General features: G+C 70.8%; 23 protein-coding genes and 1 pseudogene. 11 read left to right on the top strand and 13 right to left on the bottom strand.

Translation table 11 applies throughout. From position 1 onward, the window contains the following. Positions 1-11 precede the first annotated feature (11 nt). On the top strand, positions 12-416 hold the full coding sequence (locus ACYQPG_RS07215) for a type II toxin-antitoxin system HicB family antitoxin (RefSeq protein ID WP_419829054.1): 405 nt from the start codon (positions 12-14) through the stop codon (positions 414-416). A gap of 10 nt (positions 417-426) precedes the next feature. Here the strand turns inward: ACYQPG_RS07215 and ACYQPG_RS07210 are convergent, their stop codons facing one another. The 4 genes from ACYQPG_RS07210 to ACYQPG_RS07195 all read right to left on the bottom strand — a co-directional run bounded on the left by ACYQPG_RS07210 (position 427) and on the right by ACYQPG_RS07195 (position 3,885). Beyond that, the gene (locus ACYQPG_RS07210) at positions 427-1,563 is read right to left on the bottom strand and encodes a branched-chain amino acid ABC transporter substrate-binding protein (RefSeq protein WP_419829053.1); all 1,137 of its coding nucleotides are present in this window, start codon (positions 1,561-1,563) and stop codon (positions 427-429) included. Between the two features lie 162 nt (positions 1,564-1,725). Beyond that, positions 1,726-2,895, bottom strand: a complete 1,170-nt coding sequence (locus tag ACYQPG_RS07205; RefSeq protein WP_147957905.1) for a polysaccharide biosynthesis/export family protein — start codon at positions 2,893-2,895, stop codon at positions 1,726-1,728. 179 nt (positions 2,896-3,074) lie between these two features. Beyond that, a complete protein-coding gene (locus ACYQPG_RS07200; protein ID WP_147910919.1) occupies positions 3,075-3,317 on the bottom strand; it encodes a Flp family type IVb pilin in 243 nt (80 codons plus the stop codon). Between the two features lie 316 nt (positions 3,318-3,633). Beyond that, positions 3,634-3,885 carry a DUF3072 domain-containing protein gene (locus ACYQPG_RS07195; RefSeq protein ID WP_147910920.1) on the bottom strand — a complete coding sequence of 84 codons (252 nt, stop codon included), beginning with the start codon at positions 3,883-3,885 and terminating at the stop codon, positions 3,634-3,636. 195 nt (positions 3,886-4,080) lie between these two features. Here ACYQPG_RS07195 and ACYQPG_RS07190 point away from each other — a divergent pair, with 195 nt between their 5' ends. The 8 genes and pseudogenes from ACYQPG_RS07190 (at position 4,081) to ACYQPG_RS07155 (ending at position 10,255) form a co-directional block, all read left to right on the top strand. Continuing rightward, positions 4,081-4,638 (top strand): gluconokinase, encoded by a 558-nt coding sequence (locus ACYQPG_RS07190; RefSeq protein ID WP_419829052.1) that lies wholly within the window; start codon positions 4,081-4,083, stop codon positions 4,636-4,638. Between the two features lie 3 nt (positions 4,639-4,641). After that, positions 4,642-5,463 (top strand): Cof-type HAD-IIB family hydrolase, encoded by an 822-nt coding sequence (locus ACYQPG_RS07185; protein ID WP_147941882.1) that lies wholly within the window; start codon positions 4,642-4,644, stop codon positions 5,461-5,463. Between the two features lie 183 nt (positions 5,464-5,646). Beyond that, positions 5,647-6,612: a lytic transglycosylase domain-containing protein gene (locus ACYQPG_RS07180; protein WP_419829051.1), complete on the top strand. Its 966-nt coding sequence runs from the start codon at positions 5,647-5,649 to the stop codon at positions 6,610-6,612. Positions 6,613-6,935: 323 nt separating this feature from the next. Beyond that, positions 6,936-7,832 (top strand): annotated as a pseudogene (locus tag ACYQPG_RS07175) (helix-turn-helix transcriptional regulator); the annotation flags it as partial. 337 nt (positions 7,833-8,169) lie between these two features. Further along, the gene (gene cysE, locus ACYQPG_RS07170) at positions 8,170-9,033 is read left to right on the top strand and encodes a serine O-acetyltransferase (protein WP_461230626.1); all 864 of its coding nucleotides are present in this window, start codon (positions 8,170-8,172) and stop codon (positions 9,031-9,033) included. Between the two features lie 104 nt (positions 9,034-9,137). Beyond that, positions 9,138-9,353: a DUF3126 family protein gene (locus ACYQPG_RS07165; RefSeq protein ID WP_147909246.1), complete on the top strand. Its 216-nt coding sequence runs from the start codon at positions 9,138-9,140 to the stop codon at positions 9,351-9,353. A gap of 128 nt (positions 9,354-9,481) precedes the next feature. Then, the gene (locus tag ACYQPG_RS07160) at positions 9,482-9,811 is read left to right on the top strand and encodes a DUF6949 family protein (protein ID WP_147909247.1); all 330 of its coding nucleotides are present in this window, start codon (positions 9,482-9,484) and stop codon (positions 9,809-9,811) included. 171 nt (positions 9,812-9,982) lie between these two features. After that, positions 9,983-10,255, top strand: a complete 273-nt coding sequence (locus tag ACYQPG_RS07155; protein ID WP_461230625.1) for a type 2 periplasmic-binding domain-containing protein — start codon at positions 9,983-9,985, stop codon at positions 10,253-10,255. A 94-nt stretch (positions 10,256-10,349) separates the two neighbouring features. Here ACYQPG_RS07155 and ACYQPG_RS07150 read toward each other — a convergent pair whose 3' ends face one another. Further along, positions 10,350-11,057, bottom strand: a complete 708-nt coding sequence (locus ACYQPG_RS07150) for a transglutaminase-like cysteine peptidase (protein ID WP_147909249.1) — start codon at positions 11,055-11,057, stop codon at positions 10,350-10,352. Between the two features lie 299 nt (positions 11,058-11,356). Here ACYQPG_RS07150 and ACYQPG_RS07145 point away from each other — a divergent pair, with 299 nt between their 5' ends. Next, positions 11,357-11,635 (top strand): hypothetical protein, encoded by a 279-nt coding sequence (locus ACYQPG_RS07145; RefSeq protein ID WP_246692847.1) that lies wholly within the window; start codon positions 11,357-11,359, stop codon positions 11,633-11,635. 389 nt (positions 11,636-12,024) lie between these two features. Here the strand turns inward: ACYQPG_RS07145 and ACYQPG_RS07140 are convergent, their stop codons facing one another. From ACYQPG_RS07140 to ACYQPG_RS07105, 8 genes are all read right to left on the bottom strand, one after another. Next, positions 12,025-12,657 (bottom strand): transglutaminase-like cysteine peptidase, encoded by a 633-nt coding sequence (locus ACYQPG_RS07140; protein ID WP_147909250.1) that lies wholly within the window; start codon positions 12,655-12,657, stop codon positions 12,025-12,027. 208 nt (positions 12,658-12,865) lie between these two features. Continuing rightward, positions 12,866-14,599, bottom strand: a complete 1,734-nt coding sequence (locus tag ACYQPG_RS07135) for an AMP-binding protein (protein ID WP_461230624.1) — start codon at positions 14,597-14,599, stop codon at positions 12,866-12,868. A gap of 54 nt (positions 14,600-14,653) precedes the next feature. After that, positions 14,654-15,091, bottom strand: a complete 438-nt coding sequence (locus ACYQPG_RS07130) for a hypothetical protein (RefSeq protein ID WP_461230623.1) — start codon at positions 15,089-15,091, stop codon at positions 14,654-14,656. A gap of 13 nt (positions 15,092-15,104) precedes the next feature. After that, the gene (locus tag ACYQPG_RS07125; RefSeq protein ID WP_461230622.1) at positions 15,105-15,881 is read right to left on the bottom strand and encodes an enoyl-CoA hydratase; all 777 of its coding nucleotides are present in this window, start codon (positions 15,879-15,881) and stop codon (positions 15,105-15,107) included. Next, entirely contained in the window at positions 15,881-16,774 is an 894-nt protein-coding gene (mmsB, locus tag ACYQPG_RS07120; RefSeq protein WP_461230621.1) for a 3-hydroxyisobutyrate dehydrogenase, read from the bottom strand. Before mmsB ends, ACYQPG_RS07125 begins: the two co-directional genes overlap by 1 nt. A 188-nt stretch (positions 16,775-16,962) precedes the next feature. After that, positions 16,963-18,024: an enoyl-CoA hydratase/isomerase family protein gene (locus tag ACYQPG_RS07115; protein WP_461230620.1), complete on the bottom strand. Its 1,062-nt coding sequence runs from the start codon at positions 18,022-18,024 to the stop codon at positions 16,963-16,965. Continuing rightward, complete coding sequence (locus ACYQPG_RS07110; protein ID WP_461230619.1) at positions 18,024-19,166, bottom strand: isobutyryl-CoA dehydrogenase; 1,143 nt, start codon at positions 19,164-19,166, stop codon at positions 18,024-18,026. Before ACYQPG_RS07110 ends, ACYQPG_RS07115 begins: the two co-directional genes overlap by 1 nt. 220 nt (positions 19,167-19,386) lie before the next feature. After that, positions 19,387-20,883 (bottom strand): CoA-acylating methylmalonate-semialdehyde dehydrogenase, encoded by a 1,497-nt coding sequence (locus tag ACYQPG_RS07105; RefSeq protein ID WP_147909257.1) that lies wholly within the window; start codon positions 20,881-20,883, stop codon positions 19,387-19,389. A gap of 119 nt (positions 20,884-21,002) precedes the next feature. Between ACYQPG_RS07105 and ACYQPG_RS07100 the strand changes: the two genes are divergently transcribed. Beyond that, positions 21,003-21,914: a LysR family transcriptional regulator gene (locus ACYQPG_RS07100; RefSeq protein WP_461230618.1), complete on the top strand. Its 912-nt coding sequence runs from the start codon at positions 21,003-21,005 to the stop codon at positions 21,912-21,914. The last annotated feature ends 41 nt before the right edge of the window (positions 21,915-21,955 follow it).

Below are 21,955 nucleotides of genomic sequence, written 5' to 3'. Positions count from 1 at the left end.
AGATGGCGGAAATGGCTCACGTTGTCATGCTGGTGCACCAGGAGGACGGCCGGTTCGGCGCCTCCTTCCCGGACTTCCCGGGAGCGACGACGGTCGCGGGCGATCTCGACACGCTCTATCGGAAGGCCGCCGAGATGTTGGCCTTCCACGTCGCCGGAATGGCGGAGGACGGTGAAGAGATCCCGCGCTTGCGGGCACTGGAGGAATTGCGCGGCGACCCGGGCTTTTGCGAGGACAGCGCCGACGCGATGGTCGCGCTCATGCAGGTCGAGCTTCCAGGCCGGGCCGTGCGCGTCAACATCTCAATGGAGGAAGGCCTCCTCCGACGGATCGACCGGGCCGCCGAGGCGACCGGCGAGAGCCGATCCGCCTTTCTGGCTCAAGCCGCGAAGGCGCGGCTATCGGCCGGGGCTTGAGAGCGAGAACTCACTTCCCGGCGGGCGTGAAGCTGCCGTCCTTCCAGACGTAGAGGACATAGCCCTGGGCGGTGACGTCGCCCTTGGAATCGAACCCGACCGTGCCGAGCACGACGTCGAACCGCTCCGTGTGGAGCGCCTGGGCGATCGGCCTCGGCTCGACCGAATGGGCGAAGTTGCCGGCCGCGACCAGCGCCTGCAGGGCCGCGTAGCCGTAGACGGTCGAGCCGGTGGGATCGACGCCCTCGGCCTTGAACGCCTTCACGACGGCGGCGGCGGCGGGCTGGCGGCTCGGGTCGAGGTAGAAGGTCATCAGCACGCCGTTGCTGGCCGAGCCCGCGACCTTGGCGAAGTCCGGCGTCGCGATCGCCGAGGTGCCGAACCATTGCGGGCGGTAGCCGCGATCGGCGGCGACCTTCACGAGGCGGCCCATCTCGGCGGCGTCGCCGCCGTAATACACCACCTCGATCCCCGCGCCCTTGAGCCGGTCCACCAGGGCGGCGTCGTCGGCGTCGCTCGGCGCGAACGACAGGGACAGGGCCTCGTTGATGCCGATCCGGTTGAGGTTGTCCTTGGTGGCGGCCGCCAGCGTCCGGGAGGCCGGGGTCTGGTCCTGGATCAGCGCGATCTTACGGTCGCGGAACCGCTCGGCGAGCACCGCGGCGGAGAGCCGGGCCTGGTCGTCGTCGCGCCCGCAGACCCGGAAGACGTTCGGCAGGCCCCGGTCCGTGAGCCGGGCCGAGACTGAGGCCGCGCTGATCATCACAATGCCGTTCTGGGCGTAGATGTCGGAGGCCGCGATCGAGGCGTTCGAGCAGACATGGCCGACCACGAGGCGCACGTTGGAGCGCACGAAGTGGTTGGCGACCGCGGTGGCGGTGTTCGAGTCGCAGGCATCGTCCTGCACGTCGAGGGTGACGGGCTGCCCGTCGAGCCCGCCCATGGCGTTGGCATCCCGGGCCGAGGCCTCGACGCCGCGCAGCACCTGCTCGCCCACCGCCACGTAGGGGCCCGAGCGCGGAACCGCGACGCCGACCACGACATCGGCCGCCGCCGGCCCGGCCGACAGGAGCGCGAGACACAGGCTCAAGGGGAACAGCGTGGGCCGGAACAGCCCGCGGGCGGAGACGACGCGTCCGATCTTCATCGGGCTCTTCTAGGCATCCTTGCGCGAGGCAGCCACCGGCGCGGGTGGGTCGCGGCTTCGTCCGGGCGCTCCCGCGCCGCACCAAACCGCACGGGAAGCCCATACGCGAGGACGCGGCGGAACGCGATTGTTTTCCGCCGACGCGTGAAAGTCGTCCCGCGCTTACTTCGCGTAATAGTAAGCGGTCGCCACCGAGGAGACCGGGCCGGTAACGGAGGTGAAGACCGACAGCACCTTCGAGACCTCGGTGAACGGGGCGTTCGAGACGTAGATCAGGTCGCGGTTGCGCATGCGGAACGCCTGGGTGGTGAACAGGCTGTTGGGGTCGCGCATGTTGATCCGGTACACCACCGGCACCAGCGGGGTGCCGGTGAGCTTGGTGGCCGGGTTGAGGCGGCGCACCACGCTGGCGGGCTCGAACCGGAAGATGAAGGTGCCGGCCGGGTCGGCGGCGAAGTCCGACAGGCCGCGCGCCTTGGCGAGCGCCTGGGCCAGGGTGATCCCGTCGGCCTGGAACGGCAGCTCGGTCGCCTGGCCGAGCGCGCCCACCGCCAGGAAGGTCTGCGGATCGCGCACCAGGGTCAGCACGTCGTTGGGCCGCAGGTAGATGTTCTCCTTGGGGTTCGACACCACCGTGGTCAGCGGCACCGTGGCGGTGACCGGCCCGCGCGACAGGCGCACGAAGGTCTCCGAGACCGGCGAGCGGTTGCCGCCCGCCGACGCGATGACGTCGAGGATGCGGTCGCCGTGGCCCGACAGCGGCAGGCGCGCGCCGGCGGCGCCCTCGCCGGTGACGGTCACCGCCTGGCTGATCGGCCGGGTGACCGAGACCAGCACCTGCGGCTGGATCGCCTTGCCGGCGAGCTCGTTCTCGATCAGGCCCTGGACGTCCTGGGGCCGGCGGCCGGCGACCTTGATGCGCCCGGCATAGGGCACCGAGATCGCGCCGTCGCGGCCGACCGGCTGCTCGGGGATGAGGGCGGACTTGGAGCCGGCGGAGAAGCGGTCGGCCACCAGCGGGCCGGAGAACAGGCCGCCGGAACCGGCCTCCCAGACCGAGACCGAGACCATGTCGCCGATGCCGATCACCGGCTCGGTGGAGGGGCGGTGGTCACCGAAGGAGGCGAGCAGGCTGTCGAGGGGCCGGCCGCGCAGGGCCTCGACCACGGATGGGGTGACGTCGATGATTTCGTAGCGGGCGAGCACGCCGCCGTCGGCGGTGGCGACTTCCGCGCCGGCCTGGATCGCGCTCGCCGTCGGACCCGCCGAAGGCAGATACGAGCAGCCCGACATCGCCGTCGCGGCGAGCAGAGCGAGGGAAAGTTTGCGCATCCAGATGTTGCCCATCGGTTTTGCCGAGCCCGTGCCTAGCCCATAGCGGCCGGGGTGTCCGTAGCGGGTGGGCCACACTGCGCCCGCGACGGCCGAGCGGGCGGTTTCATCCTCACTAAGCACAGCTTTTTCGGGGCAGACGGACGAAAACTTTACGGCCGGGGCCGGAACGGCGCCCCTCAATTGGCCTGGCTCACCGTCGTGCTGATGCGCTCGTAGATCGGGGTCATCCGGGAGCCGTAATACCGGATGCTGCCGGCCGCGACGATGAAGATCAGCGCGCCGATCAGGGCGTACTCCATGGCGGTGGACCCGCGCGCGTTCGCGGCAAAGCGCGACAACGCCTGCCGGGCGAGGTCGGCCCCACGGAGGCGGGATCGTCCGGAAGCCGCCCTCGATCCCTCGCAGCTCGGCTCCGCCATCCGTGACTCCGACTTCCGCTGCGCCCGGAACCGCACCCGATCGTATCGCGATCGGGCCCGCCTCCAGGCCCCTGGTTCGACGCGCTTGCGCACGCATCCACCGGTATCCGCGCCGACGTTGAGCGCTCTCGTCGCCCGGCGCGATGGGAACGTCTAACCGGGCTCCCATTGCCGCCGGCTTAATAGTGTCTTCGAAACATCGCCTTCGAGACGTGGGTCCGAACGCCGAAAGGCCGGCGCCCGTGACGGCACCGACCTTTCGACATGTCCGATGACGCGGCCCGGCTTGGTCCAGGACGCGGTGTGCCCGGGTCGCTCAGGCGTGGCCGGCCTTGTGGCGCAGGTCGTCGATCCGCTTGGACGCCTCGGCCTTGTCGATGTCCGAGTCGAAGGCCTCCGGCTCCTTGGCCTCTTCCGACAAGGTCTTGAGATACGAAGCCTGCGCCCCGGTCATCGGCTCACCGCCGGTGGTCCACTGATCCGGATCCTTGATCTGGTTCGAGACGTCCTTCGGATCGGTCTTCGGGTTTTCCTGGGTCGCGTCGTGCTTGTCGGCTGCCTTGGCCATGGGACCCTCGTTCCTGAAATGTTCTGCCGTCGCCGGGGAGAACGTGCCGCCCCATCCGGGGTTCCACGGGATGTCGGCGCATTGCCCCCTGTTCCCCAGAAACCTTTCCTTCCCGCCCGCCGAGCCTATTGATGAAGCCCACGGCGCAGGGTTGCGCCCCGGAGCGGCATGGTCCGGATGAGCTCGGATGGGCGGATGCAGAACGAAGCCGGAGCGGCCGCGCGGGCGGCGCAGGTCCTGGTGGTCATGGGTGTCTCGGGCTCGGGCAAGAGCACCGTCGGCGCGCTGATCGCCGAGCGGCTCGGCTGGATCTTCGTGGACGGCGACAGCTTCCACACCCCCGAGCACGTGGCCAAGATGCATGCGGGCCACGCGCTGGACGACGAGGACCGCGCGCCGTGGCTCGCCCGGATCGCGGTCTGGATCCAGCATCGGCTGGAGGCCGGCGAATCCGGCGTGGTGGTCTGCTCGGCCCTGCGCCGGGCGTACCGGGACGTGCTCACCCGCGGGAGCCGGCGCGTCCGGATCGTCTACCTGGACGGCGACAGGGCCCTCGTGTCCGAGCGCCTCGCCGAGCGCCATGGCCACTTCATGTCGCCCCGGCTGCTGGACAGCCAGTTCGCCACCCTGGAAATCCCCGGCCCCGACGAGCAGCCGATCATCGTGGGGATCGACGCGGCGCCGGTGACCGTCGCCGACCGTGTCGTGGCGCAGCTCGCCGCGGAGGCCCCCCTCCCCGCCGGAAGGACCTGAGCGATGGCGTCCGACGCACCCAAGGCGAGCGGCATCGCCCTGGTGATCTCCGATGTCGACGGCACGCTGGTGACCGACGACAAGCAGCTCGCCCCCTCGACGATCGCGGCGGTGAAGCGCCTGCGCGCGGCCGGGATCGGATTCAGCATCGCGTCGGCCCGGCCGCCTTTGGGCCTGCGGGGCCTCGTCGACGCCCTCGGCCTCGACCTACCGATGGGGGCGTTCAATGGCGCCAGCGTGGTCCGGCCCGATCTCTCGACCCTCGCGGAGCGGCTGATCCCGGAAGCCGCCGCGCGGGCGGCGCTGGAACGCCTTCAGGCCGAGGGTCTCGACGTCTGGGTCTTCGCCGAGGGGGCCTGGTGCCTGCGCGACCCGGAGGGCCCCTACACGGATCTCGAGCGCCGGACGATCGGCGCCGAGCCGCGCGTGGTGGCCGATCTCGGCAGCCTGATGGGGGCAGCCTCGAAGATCGTCGGGGTCAGCCGGGACCACGCGCACCTGGCCGATTGCGAGACCCGGATCGGGACCGCGCTGGCCGGGCGCGCCACGGTGCACCGCTCCCAGGCCTACTATCTCGACGTGACGCCGCCCGGGCTCGACAAGGGGCAGTTCGTGGCCTGGATGAGCGCGCATCTGCGCATCCCGCCCGAGCGGATCGCCACCTTCGGGGATGCCGGGAACGACCAGCCGATGTTCGCCCGCAGCGGATTCTCGGTGGCGATGGGCAATGCCGACCCGGGTGTGAAGGCGGCCGCCAGCGCCGTGACGGACGGCAACGGCGCGGACGGGTTCGCCCACGGGGTCGCGCGCTTCATTTTGCCCTGACTGTCCAGGCCCGCACGCTGTGGATAACCGGGATGGTTAACCGACGGCGCCGCCCTGTGACCGACAAGGCACAGGGGTGCCCGACACTCCACGCGCCCACAGGCTGCCGGATCCGGGCCCCTTTACGGCCTCATTTCCCCGCGACCTAGCTTGACCACAGAACAAGCAGGACCGGGTCTCGGAATGCATCGCCTCTTCCTGGCTGCCGCTCTCGCGGTCGTGCCCGTGGCCGCCTTCGGGCAGGGCGCGCGCGACAACATCGATGCGCTGATCGAGCAGCAGGCCAAGGCGAACGGCGTCCCGGCGAGCTTCGTCCACGCGGTGGTGAAGCGCGAGAGCAATTACAACCCGAAGGCCAAGGGCGGCAGCGCCCTCGGGCTGATGCAGATCAAGCACGCGACGGCGCGCAGCCTCGGCTACACCGGCGACGCGGCGGGCCTCTACGATCCGGCGACCAACCTGCGCTACGGCGTCGCCTACCTGGCGGGCGCCTATCGCACCGCCCAAGGCAACGTCAGCCAAGCCTACCAGTACTACAACCGCGGCTATTACTACGCGGCCAAGCGCCAGGGCATCTCCACCGAGGTCGCCGCGGTGGTGGCCCCCGTCGCGGCCTCGGCCAGCGCGTTGGCGAGCCTGTTCGGCGGCGGCGTCACGGATCCCGGCGCCGCCTCGGGGGCCCTGGCCTACGCCCCCACCGCGGCCGCCGTCGCGGCGGTGCCGAGCGAGACGGTCGAGGTCCCGCTCCCGCCCCGGCGTCCGGACGCCCTCAGCGGCTCCGTCACGTATGCAAGCCTGTCCGTCGAGCCCGCCGCCGCGGGTGCCGCGCCGGCCGCCGCCGTGCAGGTGGCCGCGGTCGAGACCGTGGAGGTTCCGCTTCCGCCGCGCCGCCCGGCAGGCCTTGGCAGCGCGGAGGCCGCGCCGGCCCAGCTCGCCGAATTGCGCCTCTCACCGCAGGCCGAGCCGGCCGGAGCGTTCCAGGGCGCCGCGATGACGCAAGCGGCGGCGACCAGCGGGGTGACCGAGACCGTCGACGTGCCGCTGCCGCCGCGCCGCCCGTCGATCCAGCTGCTGGCCGCCGCCACGCCGCGCCGCGCGCCGCCCGCGGCGGCACCCGTCCGCGAGGCCACGGCCATCCCGGTCGAGTGAGGCGGAGCCGGTCCGATCGGGGCCGGACAACCACTGCTTGTCCAAAATCTGCCCACACGAGGATCCTGCTCAAGGCTTGACCACTGGGCCGATCCGCAACACATAGACGATACGCCAGCAACAGGGTCGGGCCGGTGCGGCCATGGCCCGTGGACCGGTCGAAGCGGCCGGATACAGGCGGCGCAATACAGACTTCAGGGTAGGGTACGCCAGGCTTCGCACGAACGGTCGAGCAAGCACCCGCTCGATCCTAGGTTGCGAATCACAATGCATCTTGAAGTGGCAGACATGCAGGGCAAGCACTCTGCTTTCGGGCTGGCAGGAAAGCGGACGACGCCATGAGCGGCGTGTTGGAACAGGAATCGCTCTTTCTCACGGATCTCGGGCGCCGCGTCAGGCACGCGCGCACCGTGCGTGGCTTGTCGCGCAAGGTGCTGTCCCAGACCTCGGGCCTCTCCGAGCGCTACATCGCGCAGCTCGAGGGCGGACAGGGCAACGTCTCGATCATCCTGCTGCGGCGGGTCGCCAACGCCATGGGCGTGCGCCTCGACGATTTGATCACCGGCAATGACGGCCTGCCCGACTGGCCCGTGGTGCGCGACCTGCTCGGCCAGGCGAATCCGGCCCAGATCGCCGCCGCCAAGGAGGCGCTCTCCGGCGGCAGCCGCTCCGAATCGAGCGGGCGCCTGCGCGTCGCGGTGATCGGACTGCGCGGCGCCGGCAAGTCGACGCTCGGCAAGCTCGCGGCCGAGCGCCTGGGCTGGACTTTCGTGGAGTTGAACGCCGAGATCGAGCGGGAGAACGCGCTCTCGGTGCAGGAGATCTTCGCGATCTACGGCCAGGAGGGCTACCGCCGCCTGGAGCAGGCGGCCCTGCGCCGCCTCACCGAGCATCCCGGCCCGCTGATCCTGGCGACGAGCGGCGGCATCGTGGCCGAGCCGCTGACCTACGACCTGCTGCTCCAGGCGTTCTACACGGTCTGGCTCCGCGCCCGGCCGGAGGAGCACATGAGCCGCGTGCGCGAGCAGGGGCACCTCGCCACCACCGGCGACCATGCCTCGGCGATGCAGGAGCTGCGGGCGGTGCTGGCGAGCCGGGAGCCGCTCTACGCCCGGGCCTCGGCCACGGTCGACACCTCCGACATCCCGCTCCAGACCATGGTCGACCGCCTCGTTTCGACGATCGAGGCGCGGTTCGGCGAAGTGGCCGTCGCCGGCTGAAACAAGCCCGCGCCCGCGACGGAACCGCTGACAGCGACAAAGGCGCGGCCTCTCCCGCACGCCTGCCACCCTTGATCGCTGCGCTGCGGCGCACCACGCTATGGTAGGCGCCGTCACGGGCGGCCACTTGCCGGAACGCACGATGCCCCAGACCAAGCGCCCCGCGCATAGCTCACCCTGTAGGACGACGTGCTAGGATGACCCGCAACGGCGCGGTCGTTCACCGCGTCGGCCGGGATGCCGGAGCTTCGCCGCAGCGCCCGGCTCCACCCGGCCATGAGGCCGGATCCGCGGCAGCGAAGCGCGCACCAGACACCTCGATCGCGAGCCACCGTTCATGAGTGCCAGTCCAGCCCTCAGCCCAGCCTTCGGCCGCGACGCAGGGGACCTCGCCGTCTGCGATCCGGTCTGGTCGCGGCTGCGCGCCGAGGCCGAGGACGTCTTGCGCACGGAGCCGCAGCTCGCCTCGTTCATCGTCGCGACCATCCTGAATCACGCCACCTTGGAGGGCGCGGTCGGCCACCGGGTCGCGGCCCGGCTCGGGCACCCGTCGCTGCCCGCCGAACTGGTCGCGCACGCGTTCCACGAGGCGATCGCGGCCGACCCGACCATCGGAGACGCGTTTCGCGCCGATATCGGGGCCGTGATCGACCGGGATCCCGCGACGCTGCGGGCCCTGGAGCCCGTCCTGTACTTCAAGGGCTTCCACGCGCTCCAGGCCTACCGCCTCGCCCACCACGTCTGGACCCGGGGGCGGCGCGACCTCGCGCTCTACCTGCAGAGCCGGGTCTCCGAGGTGTTCCAGTGCGACATCCACCCGGCCGCCCGCATCGGCCGGGGCGTGTTCCTCGACCACGCCACCGGCCTCGTGGTCGGCTCGACCGCGGTGGTCGAGGACGACGTCTCGATCCTCCACGGGGTGACGCTGGGCGGCACCGGCAAGCAGCGCGGCGACCGCCACCCCAAGATCCGCCGCGGCGTGATGATCGGCGCCGGCGCCAAGATCCTGGGCAATATCGAGGTCGGCGCCTGCGCCCGGGTCGCGGCCGGCTCCGTGGTCCTGCGGCCGGTCCCGGCCAACACCACGGTGGTGGGTGTGCCGGCCCGCGTCGTCGGCACCGCCGGCTGCGACGATCCGGCCCGGGCCATGGACCAGCTGGTCGCCCTCGATCAGTTCATCCACGTGGGCGACGGCATCTGACCCACCGTCGCCGCGCTCGGCCGATGCGCTTGCTGCTCCGCCGCGGGCGTGGCAAGCCCTCCGCCGATCCGGGGCGCCAACGCCGACAGGGGAGGCAAGACAGCGTGACCAAAGCCGAGACCGCGAAGCTGCAGGATTACCTGCGCCGCAAGTTCGCCAACAACAACATCCGCCTGACCGCGATGAAGACGGGCGATACCGCCGAGGTGTTCATCGGCGAGGAGTCGATCGGCGTGATCGCCGACGACAAGGAGGACGGCGACGATTCCTTCGTCTTCCGCATGGCGATCCTCGACATCGATCTCGAGGACGAGGCCTGAGGCACGGCCCGCGGGCCGGGTTCCACCGGCCCGCGCCTGTACACAGGTTAACGCTAACCCGGGCGATTGCTTAACATCCGGTAAATCGTATGGCTAAACTCCGCGCAACCTGTTTAGGAGCGCGAATAATGGTCCTCACGCCCGCCGCCCTGGAGTCGATCCGGACGCTGTGCATCGGCCTGGCGCTGTCCGGGCTGATCGCCAGCGCCTTCGAGTTGTTCGCGGCGCGGCGGGCGAGTTTCAGCCTGCTGGAGCGGGGCGGCCTGCCCGCGGTGGCGGCCCTGCCGATGCTAGCCTTCTCGGCCCCCTTCATCATCCTGCGCAACACCGTGCGCGGCCGGAGGATCGAGGGCCGCCCGATGCCGTTCGTGATGCTGGCGACCGTGATCGCCTGCGGCTGGGGCCTGCTCTCGGGCCGGGTCGCCCTCGATCTGGCGGCGATGCTGGTCGGGGCGTGAGACCGCGGCAGACCGGGGCCGCACGCGGGCGTCCAGCCGCTTGAAAGCCCGGACGCGTCCGATGGCGGGCCCCTGTGGAACGGAGCCGGAGGCGAGCCGCTGCCGCTCATCGCCCTCGAGGCACCCTGCCTGCTGCGCACGCTCGCCTGCGAGCACCTGGACAGGCACGGATTGAGCTGGCGTATCGCCTTCGTCAGTCCGAGCCTCGGAGGCCTCTGGGCGGCCACGGTGGCCGGCCTGGGAATCGCTGTGCGGACCCCGATCGGCCTGCCCTCCTCGGTCGCCATGCTCGAGGCCGCCGGGCATGGTCTTCCATCCTCGCCGTCCCTGGGCCTCATGCTCCGCCGGTCCGACCGGGGAGCCAGCCCGCGCGTCGACGATCTCGCCGCCGCCATCCGGCAGGCCCTGCGCGAGGCTCGCGACGACGCCTGGCTGCCGCCCTGACGCGCCGGGGTCGGCCCCCATGTCCGGCGGTTTTCCCGATGGGTCGGGTCGACTCGCTGGGGTGGACTGCCCTCCGCCTCGGCGAGCGCGCGGTTCACGGCTCCGCGGTGGCCACCTGGGCGGCGCCCTCCTTGCCCTCCAGCGAGACCCAGGCCTGACCGTCCTGGCCCGCGCGCTTGATGAAGCTGTAGCCGGTGCGCCGCCACGGGCGGATCGCGTCGGTCTTGTTGTCGAGGATGAAGTCGCCGTGGTCGGTGCGCACCGTCAGCACCGCGTGGCCGGCATTGGTCTCGTCGATCACGACGGTCATCAGCAGGGCCCGCCGCGAGAGGCCGCGCTCGGCCAGCATCCGGCGCTTCAACAGCTGGTAATCCTCGCAGTCGCCGAAGCCGTCGTCCGGGAAGTCCCAGCGATCGACGACGCCCCAATGCGCCTGATCGGTGATCGGCCGGATGCGCGCGTTGACCCGGCGGTTGACGCTCCGGAGGGTCCGCCACACCGCCACGGTGAGCGGGATTGCGGCGGGCTGCGCGACATCGAGGGTACATTCCTCCGGCAGGCGCCGGCAGAACTCCGTCCAGCCCGCGATCGCACCGACCGGGCCGCTGGCTTCGGGAGCCGGAGTGCCATCGGGGAGGTTCAAGCGGGCATGGGCGCGGGTGTTGGCGCCCCCGAGCATCAGGATCGTGCCCACCAGAGCGAGGCTCGCGGCCTGCCGGGCTCGGCGCAGCGGAGCGGACCATCCGCGCCAGTGGGGCGCCAGGAACGCGAGAGCCGGAATCCCACCATCCGCGTGCCGCATGGATCACGCCCCATCGCCCGATGATGACGGGAGGGTGACACGCGGGCGTGCAACGCACAATGGTTAAAGACGAGGCGATAAACGCGCGAGCCTTCGGATCGGTTCCCATTGAGGGCTGTGTAGCATCCGCGTTGCTGCAGCCCGGAGCATGCGCTGGCGGAATGGCCGCCCTGCTCCCCTCTGGAAAGCCTTGATTCGACCGAGCTTTGCCGGCTTGAGACAGGGGTGGCCCGCGGCGAGATTCGCGGGCGGATCGATCACCTCGCAAGAACCCAGCCATCCCCCAATGGGATCGCCCCATGCCAGAGAAGGATTTCACGATGCAGCCCGCCATCCAGCAGGTGATCAGAGCGCTCGCCGAGGATGGTCGGGCCGGTGCCATCGGCATCGCCGAGCACGCCGTGGAAGCCTACCTGGCCGGCTCGCCCACCGAGGGCGACCGTGCCCTGTCGCGCGACATCCTGGTCCGCGACCTCGCCAGCCTTCGGGGCATCGCCCCGCACCTCGCCGGCTTCATCGGCCGGGTCGAGACCTTCGTGGCCACCCTTGCTCAGCCGTCGCTGAGCCGCGCCGCCTGAACGGGCTCTTTCGAATCTAGGTTTCGAGGTCCGGGGCTCGGGTGTTCCGGGTCCCGAGGGCGGGCAGCGCACTGTCGGACACGCCTTACGGCGCGTAGCCGGTGCATGCAGGCCCTCGATACAATTCCGTCATCCCGGGGCCGCGAAGCGGAGCCCGGGACCCAGACCCGCCGTAACATCCGGATTTTTCGCCGTCGGCGGCTCTAAATCCTAGGCTCGCCTCCGACGCCGCGGGATGACGGAGTGCTGTTTCTGCCTTGGACGTCGGGCAGCCGTGGCGGGACGGTCGCATTGCCACGCGTTTCCCGATCCCGCGTCGCCGCCCCTGAACCTCGCCACAGGGCCGAGCCTTCTGGGCAACCGCGACCGGCTGGAGATCGAAATCCCGATCAGCGGTTGGCGGTGGTGACCGGCGAGGTGACGCCGCCGAGCGAGACCCACGCCGTCGCATCCTGGCTCTCGCGCTTGATGAACACGTAGCCGGTCTTGTGCCAGGCCTCGATCACGCTGGTCTTGTTGTCGAGGATCAGGTCGCCGCGGTCGGTGATCAGGGTCAGGACGGCGTGGCCCTCACCCTTCTCGTCGATCACCACGGTCATGCGCATCGCCCGGCGGGGCAGCCCGGCCTCGGCCAGCAGGTGGCGCTTGAGCAGCTGGAAGTCTTCGCAGTCGCCGATGCCGTCCTCGGCCAGGTCCCAGCGGTCGGCGACATGGAGATGATCCATGTCGGTCATCGGCTCGACCGTCCTGTTCACCCGGCGGTTGACCGAGACGATGGTGGCCCAGACCGCCGGGGTCAGGGTGATGCGCGCCGGCTCGCTCCGGTCCACGGCGCATTCCGCCGCGTAGGACTGGCAGAACGTCACCCAGGCCGCGATCGGCCGCGCGTCGCTGAGCACCTTCGCGCCGGATTCCACCGGGAGGCTCGCCAGGGTCTGGGCCTCCGCGGTGGCCGCGAGGCCGAGCAGCACCAGCGCGCCGGCGAGCGTCACCCGAACCGTCTTGAGAAGCCCCGCGCCCATCGAACCCGTCCTCGTTGTTGAAGACAGGATTGCGCCGCAGAGCCTCCGCGGGGCTGAAGCGGATCCGCGCAATTTTATCGATTCGCCCGCCGCGGCGGGCTCTAGCGCGACAACGTCGACGGGGGACTTGGGAACATCGGCAAATCCGTGGCTTCCGGTTCGGAAACCGGAAACCTTGAGGGCCCCTTACGGCCCCGGCACCCCCGAATCACCCCGCCGTCTGGTCGAGCTTGCGTTCCGTCTCGCCCTTCAGCTCGGGAAAATCCGCCTGCGTATAGGCCCGGCCCCGGTGCGGGTCCTCGGTGACGCCGTCATGCTCCAGCCGGCGCAGCTGAACCCGGCGGATCTTGCCCGAGATGGTCTTCGGCAGCTCGGTGACGAATTCGAGACCGCGCAGGCGCTTGAACGTCGCCAGCCGGGCATTGGTGAAGCGGAAGATGTCCAGCGCCGTCTCCGGGCCGGCCGAGGCGCCCGCCACCAGCGAGACGTAGGCCTTCGGGATCGTGTGGCGCATCGGATCAGGGATCGGCACCACCGCGGCCTCGGCCACGGCCGGATGCTCGATCAGCACGCTCTCCAGCTCGAACGGGCTGATGCGGTACCCCGACGACTTGAACACGTCGTCGGCCCGGCCCACGAACGTGTAGCAGCCCTGGTCGTCCACGAAGGCGACGTCGCCGGTGCGGTAGAGCGCGCCCTCGGCCCCCGACAGGGTGCCGGTGCCGTCGTCGTAGCCCTGCATCAGGCCGGCGGGGCGGTGCGTCCCGAGTTCGAGGCAGACCTCGCCTTCGCTGGCCGGCGCGCCGTCGGCGTCGAGCACACGCACGCGATAGCCGGGCAGCGGCCGGCCGAGGGCGCCTGGCACCACCGGCTGGCCGGGGGTGTTGGCCATCAGGGCCGTGGTCTCGGTCTGGCCGTAGCCGTCGCGGATCGTGACGCCCCAGGCGTCCTTCACCCGCTCGATCACCTCGGGGTTCAGCGGCTCGCCGGCGGCGCAGACCTCGCGCAAAGCCAGCGTCCGGCCGGTCAGGTCCTCCTGGATGATCATCCGCCAGACGGTGGGCGGCGCGCAGAGCGTGGTGGCGCCGGTGCGCTCCAGCTGCGCGAGCAGGGCGGAGGCGTTGAACGGGGCCTGGTTGATCACCAGGATGGTCGCGCCGGCATTCCACGGTGCGAAGAACGACGACCACGCGTGCTTGGCCCAGCCGGGCGAGGACACGTTGCAATGCACGTCCCCGGGCTTGAGCCCGAGCCAGTACATCGTCGAGAGCGCTCCGACCGGATAGGAGCGGTGACTGTGGCGGACCAGCTTCGGCTTCGCGGTAGTGCCGGAGGTGAAGTAGAGCAGCAGCGGGTCGTCGGCCGCGGTGGGCCCGTCGGGCGTGAAGGTCTCGGGTGCGCCGGACGCGTCGTCGAAGGCGCTCCAGCCCGCCGTCGCCGCGCCGGTGACGATGCGGATCGCCTCGCCGGTCTCCAGCCCGGCGAAGCGCCCGAGCTGCTCCGGCCCGGCCACGATCGCCCGGGGCCGGCCGCGGGCCAGGCGGTCGGCGAGTTCGTCCGCCGTGAGCAGGGTGGTGGCCGGGATGACCACGGCCCCGAGCTTCATCGCGGCCAGCATGGTCTCCCACAGGGCCGGGACGTTGCCGAGCAGCAGGAGCAGGTGGTCGCCGCGCTTGAGCCCGAGCCCGCGCAGGTGGTTGGCGACCTGGTTGGACCGGCGCGCCATCTGCCCGAAGGTCAGGCTCTGCTCGGCGCCGCCGGCGGCCTCGACGATGTGGAGCGCGCTGCGGTCGCGGCTCTCGGGGGCTGCGAGCTCGGCGTCGAACCAGTCGAGCGCCCAGTTGAACGGCACCGGGTCCGGCCAGGCGAAGGCCGAAACCGCCGCCGCGTAGTCGGTGCGATGGGCCAGCAACAGATCGCGGGCCTCCCGGAAGCTGGGCATGGTCGTTCCCCCCGTCGTTCTTGTTCGGCCGGCAGATCCGGCCGCATCCCGCCCTCAGGCGGGAATCAGGTCCTCGCCGGCCTGGCCGCGCGCGAGGCGCTGCACCATGCCGGCGTGGAAATGGCGGATCTCCTCGGCGATCGCCTCCACCGCGCGGCCGTTGCGGGGAAAGTCGTCGGCGTTGAGCCCGATCAGGCCGGCCGTGTAGCCGGTCTCGTTGTTCTCGAACGGGTCGGCATAGAGCCAGGTCCACCAGTCCCGCGCCGGGACGAGGCTCGCGCCGGGCTTGACCCGCAGCGCCGCCAGGAACCGGAAGTGCCGGACCAGCTCCTTGCGCCAGACCGCCCGGGTCTCCGGAGCCACGTCGAAGGCCAACAGCTTCACGAGATGCTCGTTGATGGTCTCCTCGCGCCCGCGCACCTTCTGGGCAACGATCGCGCGTGGGAACGCCATCTCGAAGCGCGCTTCGCTATCGCGGTCCAGGACGTCCATCGCCCATCCTCGCTCAGGTGTTCTCGAACCGGGCCGGCCGCTTCTCCACGAAGGCAGCCATGCCCTCCTTCTGGTCCTGGGTGGCGAACATCGCGTGGAAGACCCGGCGCTCGAAGCGCACGCCCTCGGTCAGCGTGGTCTCGTACGAGCGGTTGACCGCCTCCTTGGTCATCATGGCGATCGGCAGCGACATGGACGCGATGATCTCGGCCGCCTTGAGCGCCTCGTCGAGCAGCCGGTCCGCCGGGACCACCCGCGAGACCAGGCCGGCGCGCTCGGCCTCGGCGGCATCCATCATCCGGCCGGTCAGGCACATCTCCATGGCCTTCGACTTGCCGACGAACCGCGTGAGCCGCTGGCTGCCGCCGATCCCCGGCATGACGCCGAGCTTGATCTCGGGCTGGCCGAACTGCGCCGTGTCGGCGGCCAGGATGAAGTCGCACATCATGGCGAGTTCGCAGCCGCCGCCGAGCGCGTAGCCCGCCACCGCGGCGACGATCGGCGTGCGCACGGACGTGAACCGCTCCCAGTCGGCGAAGCGGTCCTGCGCATACATCTCGGCGTAGGTCGCGTGCTGCATCTCCTTGATGTCGGCCCCCGCCGCGAAGGCCTTGGCCGATCCGGTGATGACGATGCAGCCGACGCCCGGATCGGCATCCGCCTCGGTCGCGGCCCGGATCACCTCACGGGTGAGCTGCGCGTTGATGGCGTTGAGCGCCTTCGGGCGGTTGAGGGTGATGAGCAGGACCCGCCCGCGCGTCTCCGTCAGGATCGTCTCGTACGCGTCCATCACGACTCACTCCCCGATCCGCGAAGCATACGGATGATCGCGGAAAAGTCCTCTCCCCCGTGGCCCAGGCCCTCGAACAGCCCGTAGATCTGCGCGGCCTCCGCCCCCAGCGGCGTCGCGGCCCCCGACGCGAGGGCGGCGGCCTGCGCCAGCCGGAGATCCTTGAGCATCAGCGCGGCGGCGAAGCCCGGCTTGTAGCCGGAATTCGCCGGCGAGGTCGGCACCGGGCCCGGGACCGGGCAATAGGTGGTCAGCGACCAGCACTGGCCGGAGGAGACCGAGGCGACGTCGTAGAGCGCCTGATGCGACAGCCCGAGCTTCTCGCCCAGCGCGAAAGCCTCGCTGACGCCGATCATCGAGATCCCGAGGATCATGTTGTTGCAGATCTTGGCCGCCTGCCCGGCGCCGGCCGCGCCGCAATGGAACACGTTCTTGCCCATGGCCTTGAGCAGCGGCTCGGCACGTCCGAAGGCGTCCTCGCTGCCGCCGGCCATGAAGGTCAGCGTCCCGGCCTTGGCGCCCCCGGTGCCGCCGGAGACCGGCGCATCCACGGAGAGGCAGCCGCGCGCCTCGGCGAGGCCGTGGGCCTTGCGCGAACTCTCGACGTCCACGGTCGAGGAATCGATCAGCAGGGTGCCGGCCGGCAGGGCGTCGGCGAGCTGGGTCCAGACCTCGACCACGTGACGCCCGGCGGGCAGCATGGTGACCACCACCTCCGCGCCCTCGGCGGCCTCCAGGGCCGAGCCCGCCACCGCGACCCCCGCGGCACGGGCCGCCTCCAGGGAGGCCGGCGCGAGGTCGAACCCGCGCACCGCGTGCCCCGCCTTCACGAGGTTGGCCGCCATGGGGCCGCCCATGTTGCCGAGACCGATGAACCCGATGGTCTGTGCCATCATACCCCTCCCGTTCGCTTGTTACTGCCCCCCCAACCATCCCCTCATCCTGAGGTGCGGCGAAGCCGCCTCGAAGGAGGGCTCCAGGGATCGCGCGGCGACTGGAGGGCTCCTTCGAGGCCCGGCGATCCTATGGATCGCTGGGCACCTTAAGGGTGAGGTGGGTGGTGGCAGAGGCCGCGCTCACATCACACCGGCCCCGTGCGCGAGCCCGGAAAAACCGGGTCCGCCCGCGTCTCCAGCCAGCGGGCGATGCAGGCCGGATCGACCGCGTCGAGGCGCGGCGGGTTCCAGCGTGGAGACTTGTCCTTGTCGATCACCGCGGCGCGGATGCCCTCGCGGAAATCGCCCTCCTCCAGCAGCGCCAGCGAGGCGTGGAACTCGCGCTCCAGACAGGCTTCGAGGTTGGGCGAGCGCCGGCCGAGGCGCAGCAGGCAGAGCGTCAGGACCAGGCTCGACGGGGACTTGGCCAGCAGGGTCTTCCGGGCCGCCGCCGCGAAATACGAGCCGTCCGCCGCCAGGGCAGACAGGATCTCGTCGACCATGTCGAAGGCGAAGCACCGGTCGATGAGTGCGCGATGCTGCGCCAGGGGCGGTTCGCCGGGGTCGCGCGCCAACCGGCCGAGCACGTCGCGCACGCCCGCGTCGCCGGCCTCGGGCTGCAGAGCCGACAGCGCGTCGATCAGGTCGGGCAGCGCCTGCACGGGCACCAGCAGGTCGGCGAGCCCGCAGTAAATCGTATCGGCGGCGCCGACCGGCTCTCCGGTCAGGCCGAGATAGGTGCCGACCTGTCCGGGCGCCCGGGGCAGCAGCCAAGTGCCGCCGACATCCGGCAGGTAGCCGATGCCGGTCTCCGGCATGGCCACGCGCGAGCGCTCGGTGACGATCCGGTGGGCGGCATGCCCCGCGAGGCCGACGCCGCCGCCCATGGTGATGCCGTCCATCACCGCCACGAACGGTTTTTCATAGGCGGCGATGCGGGAATCCAGCCGGTACTCGTCCCGCCAGAAGGCTTCGGCGAAGGCGGTGCCGGCGTTATCGTAGAGGCCGCGCAGGTCGCCGCCGGCACACAGACCGCGCTCGCCCTCGCCGGTGAGCAGCACCGCGGCGATGCCGGGATCGGCGGAGAACTGGTTCATGGCGGCGTCGATCTCCAGGACCATGCCGTGGGTCAGGGCGTTCAGGGCCTTCGGCCGGTCGAGGCGCAGGCGCCCCAGCGCGCCGACGCGCTCGACGATCACATCGCTCATCAGCGTCCCCCGGTCAGCGCGCGGGCGATGATCACCCGCATGATCTCGTTGGTGCCTTCGAGGATCTGGTGCACCCGCAGGTCGCGGACGATCTTCTCGATGCCGTACTCGGCGAGATAGCCGTAACCGCCGTGGAGCTGCAGGGCCTGGTTCGCGACCTCGAAGGCGGCGTCGGTGACGTGGCGCTTGGCCATGGCGCAGAGCTGCGTGGCGGCCGGATCCTTGGCGTCGAGCGCCGCGGCGGCGTGGCGCAGGAAGGTGCGCGACACCTCCAGGGACGTGGCCATGTCGGCCAGCAGGAACTGGAGCGCCTGGAAATCCGTGAGCTTCGCCCCGAAGGCGCGCCGGTCGGCCATGTAGGCCAGGCTCTTGTCGAGGGCCGACTGGGCGCCGCCCAGGGCGCAGGCGGCGATGTTGAGCCGGCCGCCGTCGAGGCCGCTCATGGCGATCCGGAAGCCCTGGCCCTCCGCGCCCAGGCGGTTGGCGACCGGGACCCGGCAGCCGTCGAACCGCACGGCCCGGGTCGGCTGGGCGTTCCAGCCCATCTTGCGCTCCTCCGCGCCGAAGGAGAGGCCGGGCATCCCCTTCTCGACCACGATTGCCGAGATGCCCTTCGGCCCCGCCTCGCCGGTGCGGACCATGCAGACGTAGAGGTCGCTGACGCCGGCGCCCGAGATGAACTGCTTCTCGCCGGTCAGCACGTAATCGTCGCCGTCCCGCTCGGCGCGGGTGCGCAGCGCCGCCGCGTCCGAGCCCGAGCCCGGCTCGGTCAGGCAGTAGCTGGCGATCGTCTCCATGCCCATCAGGCCCGGGATCCAGCGCCGGCGCTGGTCCGCGTCGCCGTAGGCGTCGATCATCCAGGCGCACATGTTGTGGATCGACAGGAACGCCGCCACGGTCGGGCAGCCGGTGCTCAGCGCCTCGAAGATCAGGGCGGCGTCGAGCCGCGACAGGCCCGAGCCGCCGACATCCTCGCGGACGTAGATGCCGGCCATGCCGAGCGCCGCGGCGGCCCGCAGGGTCTCGACCGGGAAGGTCTTGTCCCTGTCCCAGTCCAGGGCATGCGGCGCGATGTGCTCGGCCGCGAAGCCGAGCGCCATCTCGCGGATCGCGGTCCGGTCCTCATCGAGCCCGAAACTCATGGGCATCACTCCAATAGGTCAGAACGGACGCTTCCCTCCCCCTCTGCGGGGGAAGATGGCCCCTGCGTCAGCAGGGGTCGGGACGAAGTCCCGCAAGAGGGGAGCGACGTTTCCGGACAGGTCGCGACGGGCGCGAGATCCTGCACCGTCGCGTTGCCCCTCTCCCGCCGCGCCTCCGCGCGGCACCCTCCCCCGCAGAGGGGGGAGGGTTGAAATGCCCCTACCGCATCGTCGGGATGGAGAACTCTGCCCCGCTCTTGATGCCGCTCGGCCAGCGCTGCGTGACGGTCTTGGTTTTGGTGTAGAAGCGGATCGAGTCCGGCCCATGCTGGTTCAGGTCGCCGAAGCCCGAGCGCTTCCAGCCGCCGAAGGTGTGGTAGGCGATCGGGACCGGGATCGGCACGTTGACGCCGACCATGCCGACGTTCACCCGGGCGGTGAAGTCGCGCGCCGCGTCGCCGTCCTGGGTGAAGATCGCGACGCCGTTGCCGTACTGGTGGGTCGAGGGCAGCGCCAGCGCCTCCTCGTAGTTCTGCGCCCGCACCACCGAGAGGACCGGACCGAAGATCTCCTCCTTGTAGATCGTCATGTCGGGGGTGACGCGGTCGAACAGCGAGCCGCCCATGTAGAAGCCGTTCTCGTAGCCCTGGAGCTTGAAGCCGCGGCCGTCGACGGCCAGATGCGCGCCCTCGGCGACGCCCTGGTCGATGTATCCCGCGACCTTCCGGACCGCCTCGGCTGTGACCAGCGGGCCGTAATCGGCCGAGCCGTCATGCGACGGGCCGATCTTGAGTGACTCGACCCGCGGGATCAGCTTCTCCATCAGGCGGTCGGCGGTGGCCTCGCCCACCGGCACCGCCACCGAGATCGCCATGCAGCGCTCGCCGGCCGAGCCGTAGCCGGCGCCGATCAGCGCATCGACCGCCTGGCCCATGTCGGCGTCCGGCATGATGATCATGTGGTTCTTGGCGCCGCCGAAGCACTGGGCGCGCTTCCCCGTCTGGGCGGAGCGGACGTAGATGTACTCGGCGATCTGCGAGGAGCCGACGAAGCCCACCGCGCGGATGTCCTCGTCGTCGAGGATCGCGTCGACCGCTTCCTTGTCGCCGTTGACGACGTTGAGGATGCCCGGCGGCAGCCCGGCCTCCAGGAAGATCTCGGCGATGCGCAGCGGCACGCTCGGGTCGCGCTCGGACGGCTTCAGGATGAAGGCGTTGCCGCACGCGATGGCGGGGGCGCATTTCCACAGCGGGATCATCGCCGGGAAGTTGAACGGCGTGATGCCGGCCACGACGCCGAGCGGCTGGCGCAGGGAGTAGACGTCGATGCCCGGGCCGGCGCCCTCGGTGTACTCGCCCTTGAGCAGGTGCGGGATGCCGCAGGCGAACTCGACCACCTCGACACCGCGCTGGATGTCGCCCTTGGCGTCGGGGACGGTCTTGCCGTGCTCGGAGGCGAGCAGCTCCGCCAGCGCGTCGTGCTCGCCGCGGATCAGCTCCAGGAAGCGCATCATCACCCGGGCGCGCTTCTGCGGGTTGGTGGCCGCCCAGGCCGGCTGAGCCGCCGCGGCGTTCTCGATGGCGGCCCGCATCTCGGCCTTGCTGGCCAGCGCGACCTGGGCCTGGACCTCCCCGGTCGAGGGGTGGAACACGTCGGCGAATCGCCCGCTCTCGCCGCCCACGGTACGGCCGCCGATGAAGTGCCCGATCTTGCGCATGCGCGCCTCCCTGATGTCGTGTTGGGTTTGGTTTTGGCGCAGCCTAGCAGGATCGCTTGAACGATAAAGCCGGATGCGCTTACATCCGTCGTGCATCGATGCACAGCGGGTTTGCGACCATGAGCCGGGCCGGACGCAACTGGGACGATCTGCGCTTCTTCCTGGCGGTGGCGCGCACCGGCACCCTGAGCGCCGCCGCGACCCGGACCGGCACCGAGCACACCACCGTGGGGCGTCGGATCCGCGCGCTGGAGGAAGGCCTCGGCGCCCGCCTGTTCCACCGCAGCAACGTCGGCTACGCGCTCACCGAGGACGGCGCCAACCTGATGGCCGTGGCCGAGGCCATGGAGAGCGCCTTCCTGTCCGCCAGCGCCGCCACGGAGGCCGGCGCGCAATCCGTCTCCGGCACCGTGCGGATCGGGGCCCCGGACGGGTTCGGCAGCGTGTTCCTGGCCTCGCGGATGCACCGGCTGACCGAGCGTCACCCGGGGCTGGAGGTCGAGATCATGGCCACAGCCCGGATCTTCAGCCTGTCGAAGCGCGAGGCCGACATCGTCATCGGGCTGTCGACCCCGCAGCAGGCCCGGGTGGTGGCGCGCCGCCTCACCGATTACCGGCTGTTCGTCTACGGATCCGAGGCTTACCTCACGGCAGCGCCCGCGATCGCCGGCATCCCGGACCTCACGGCGCATCCGTTCGTCGGCTATATCGAGGACATGCTGTTCGCGCGCGAGCTGAACTATCTCGGCGCGCTCGAGACGGCGGTCTCGGCGCGGCTGCGCTCGACCAACCTGCTCGCCCAGGTCCACGCGACGCTGAACGGCGCCGGCTTGTGCATCCTGCCGGCCTTCATCGCGGCGGCCCATCCCGGGCTGGCGCCGGTCCTGCCCGGGGCGGTGTCGCTGACCCGCTCGTTCCACATGCACATCCACGAGGACCACCGGAAGGCGGCCCATATCCGGGCGGTGGCGGGCTTCATCGCCGGCGAGGTCGAGGCGGCGGGCGCGCTGTTCGCCGGGCCGTCCGTGTAAGCGCCGGCGGTTTCGCGGCGGCGGCCCAAGTCCTAAGATCG

This window comes from Methylobacterium sp. CM6246, assembly GCF_054818005.1.
This window is presented reverse-complemented; position numbering and strand designations above follow the sequence as displayed.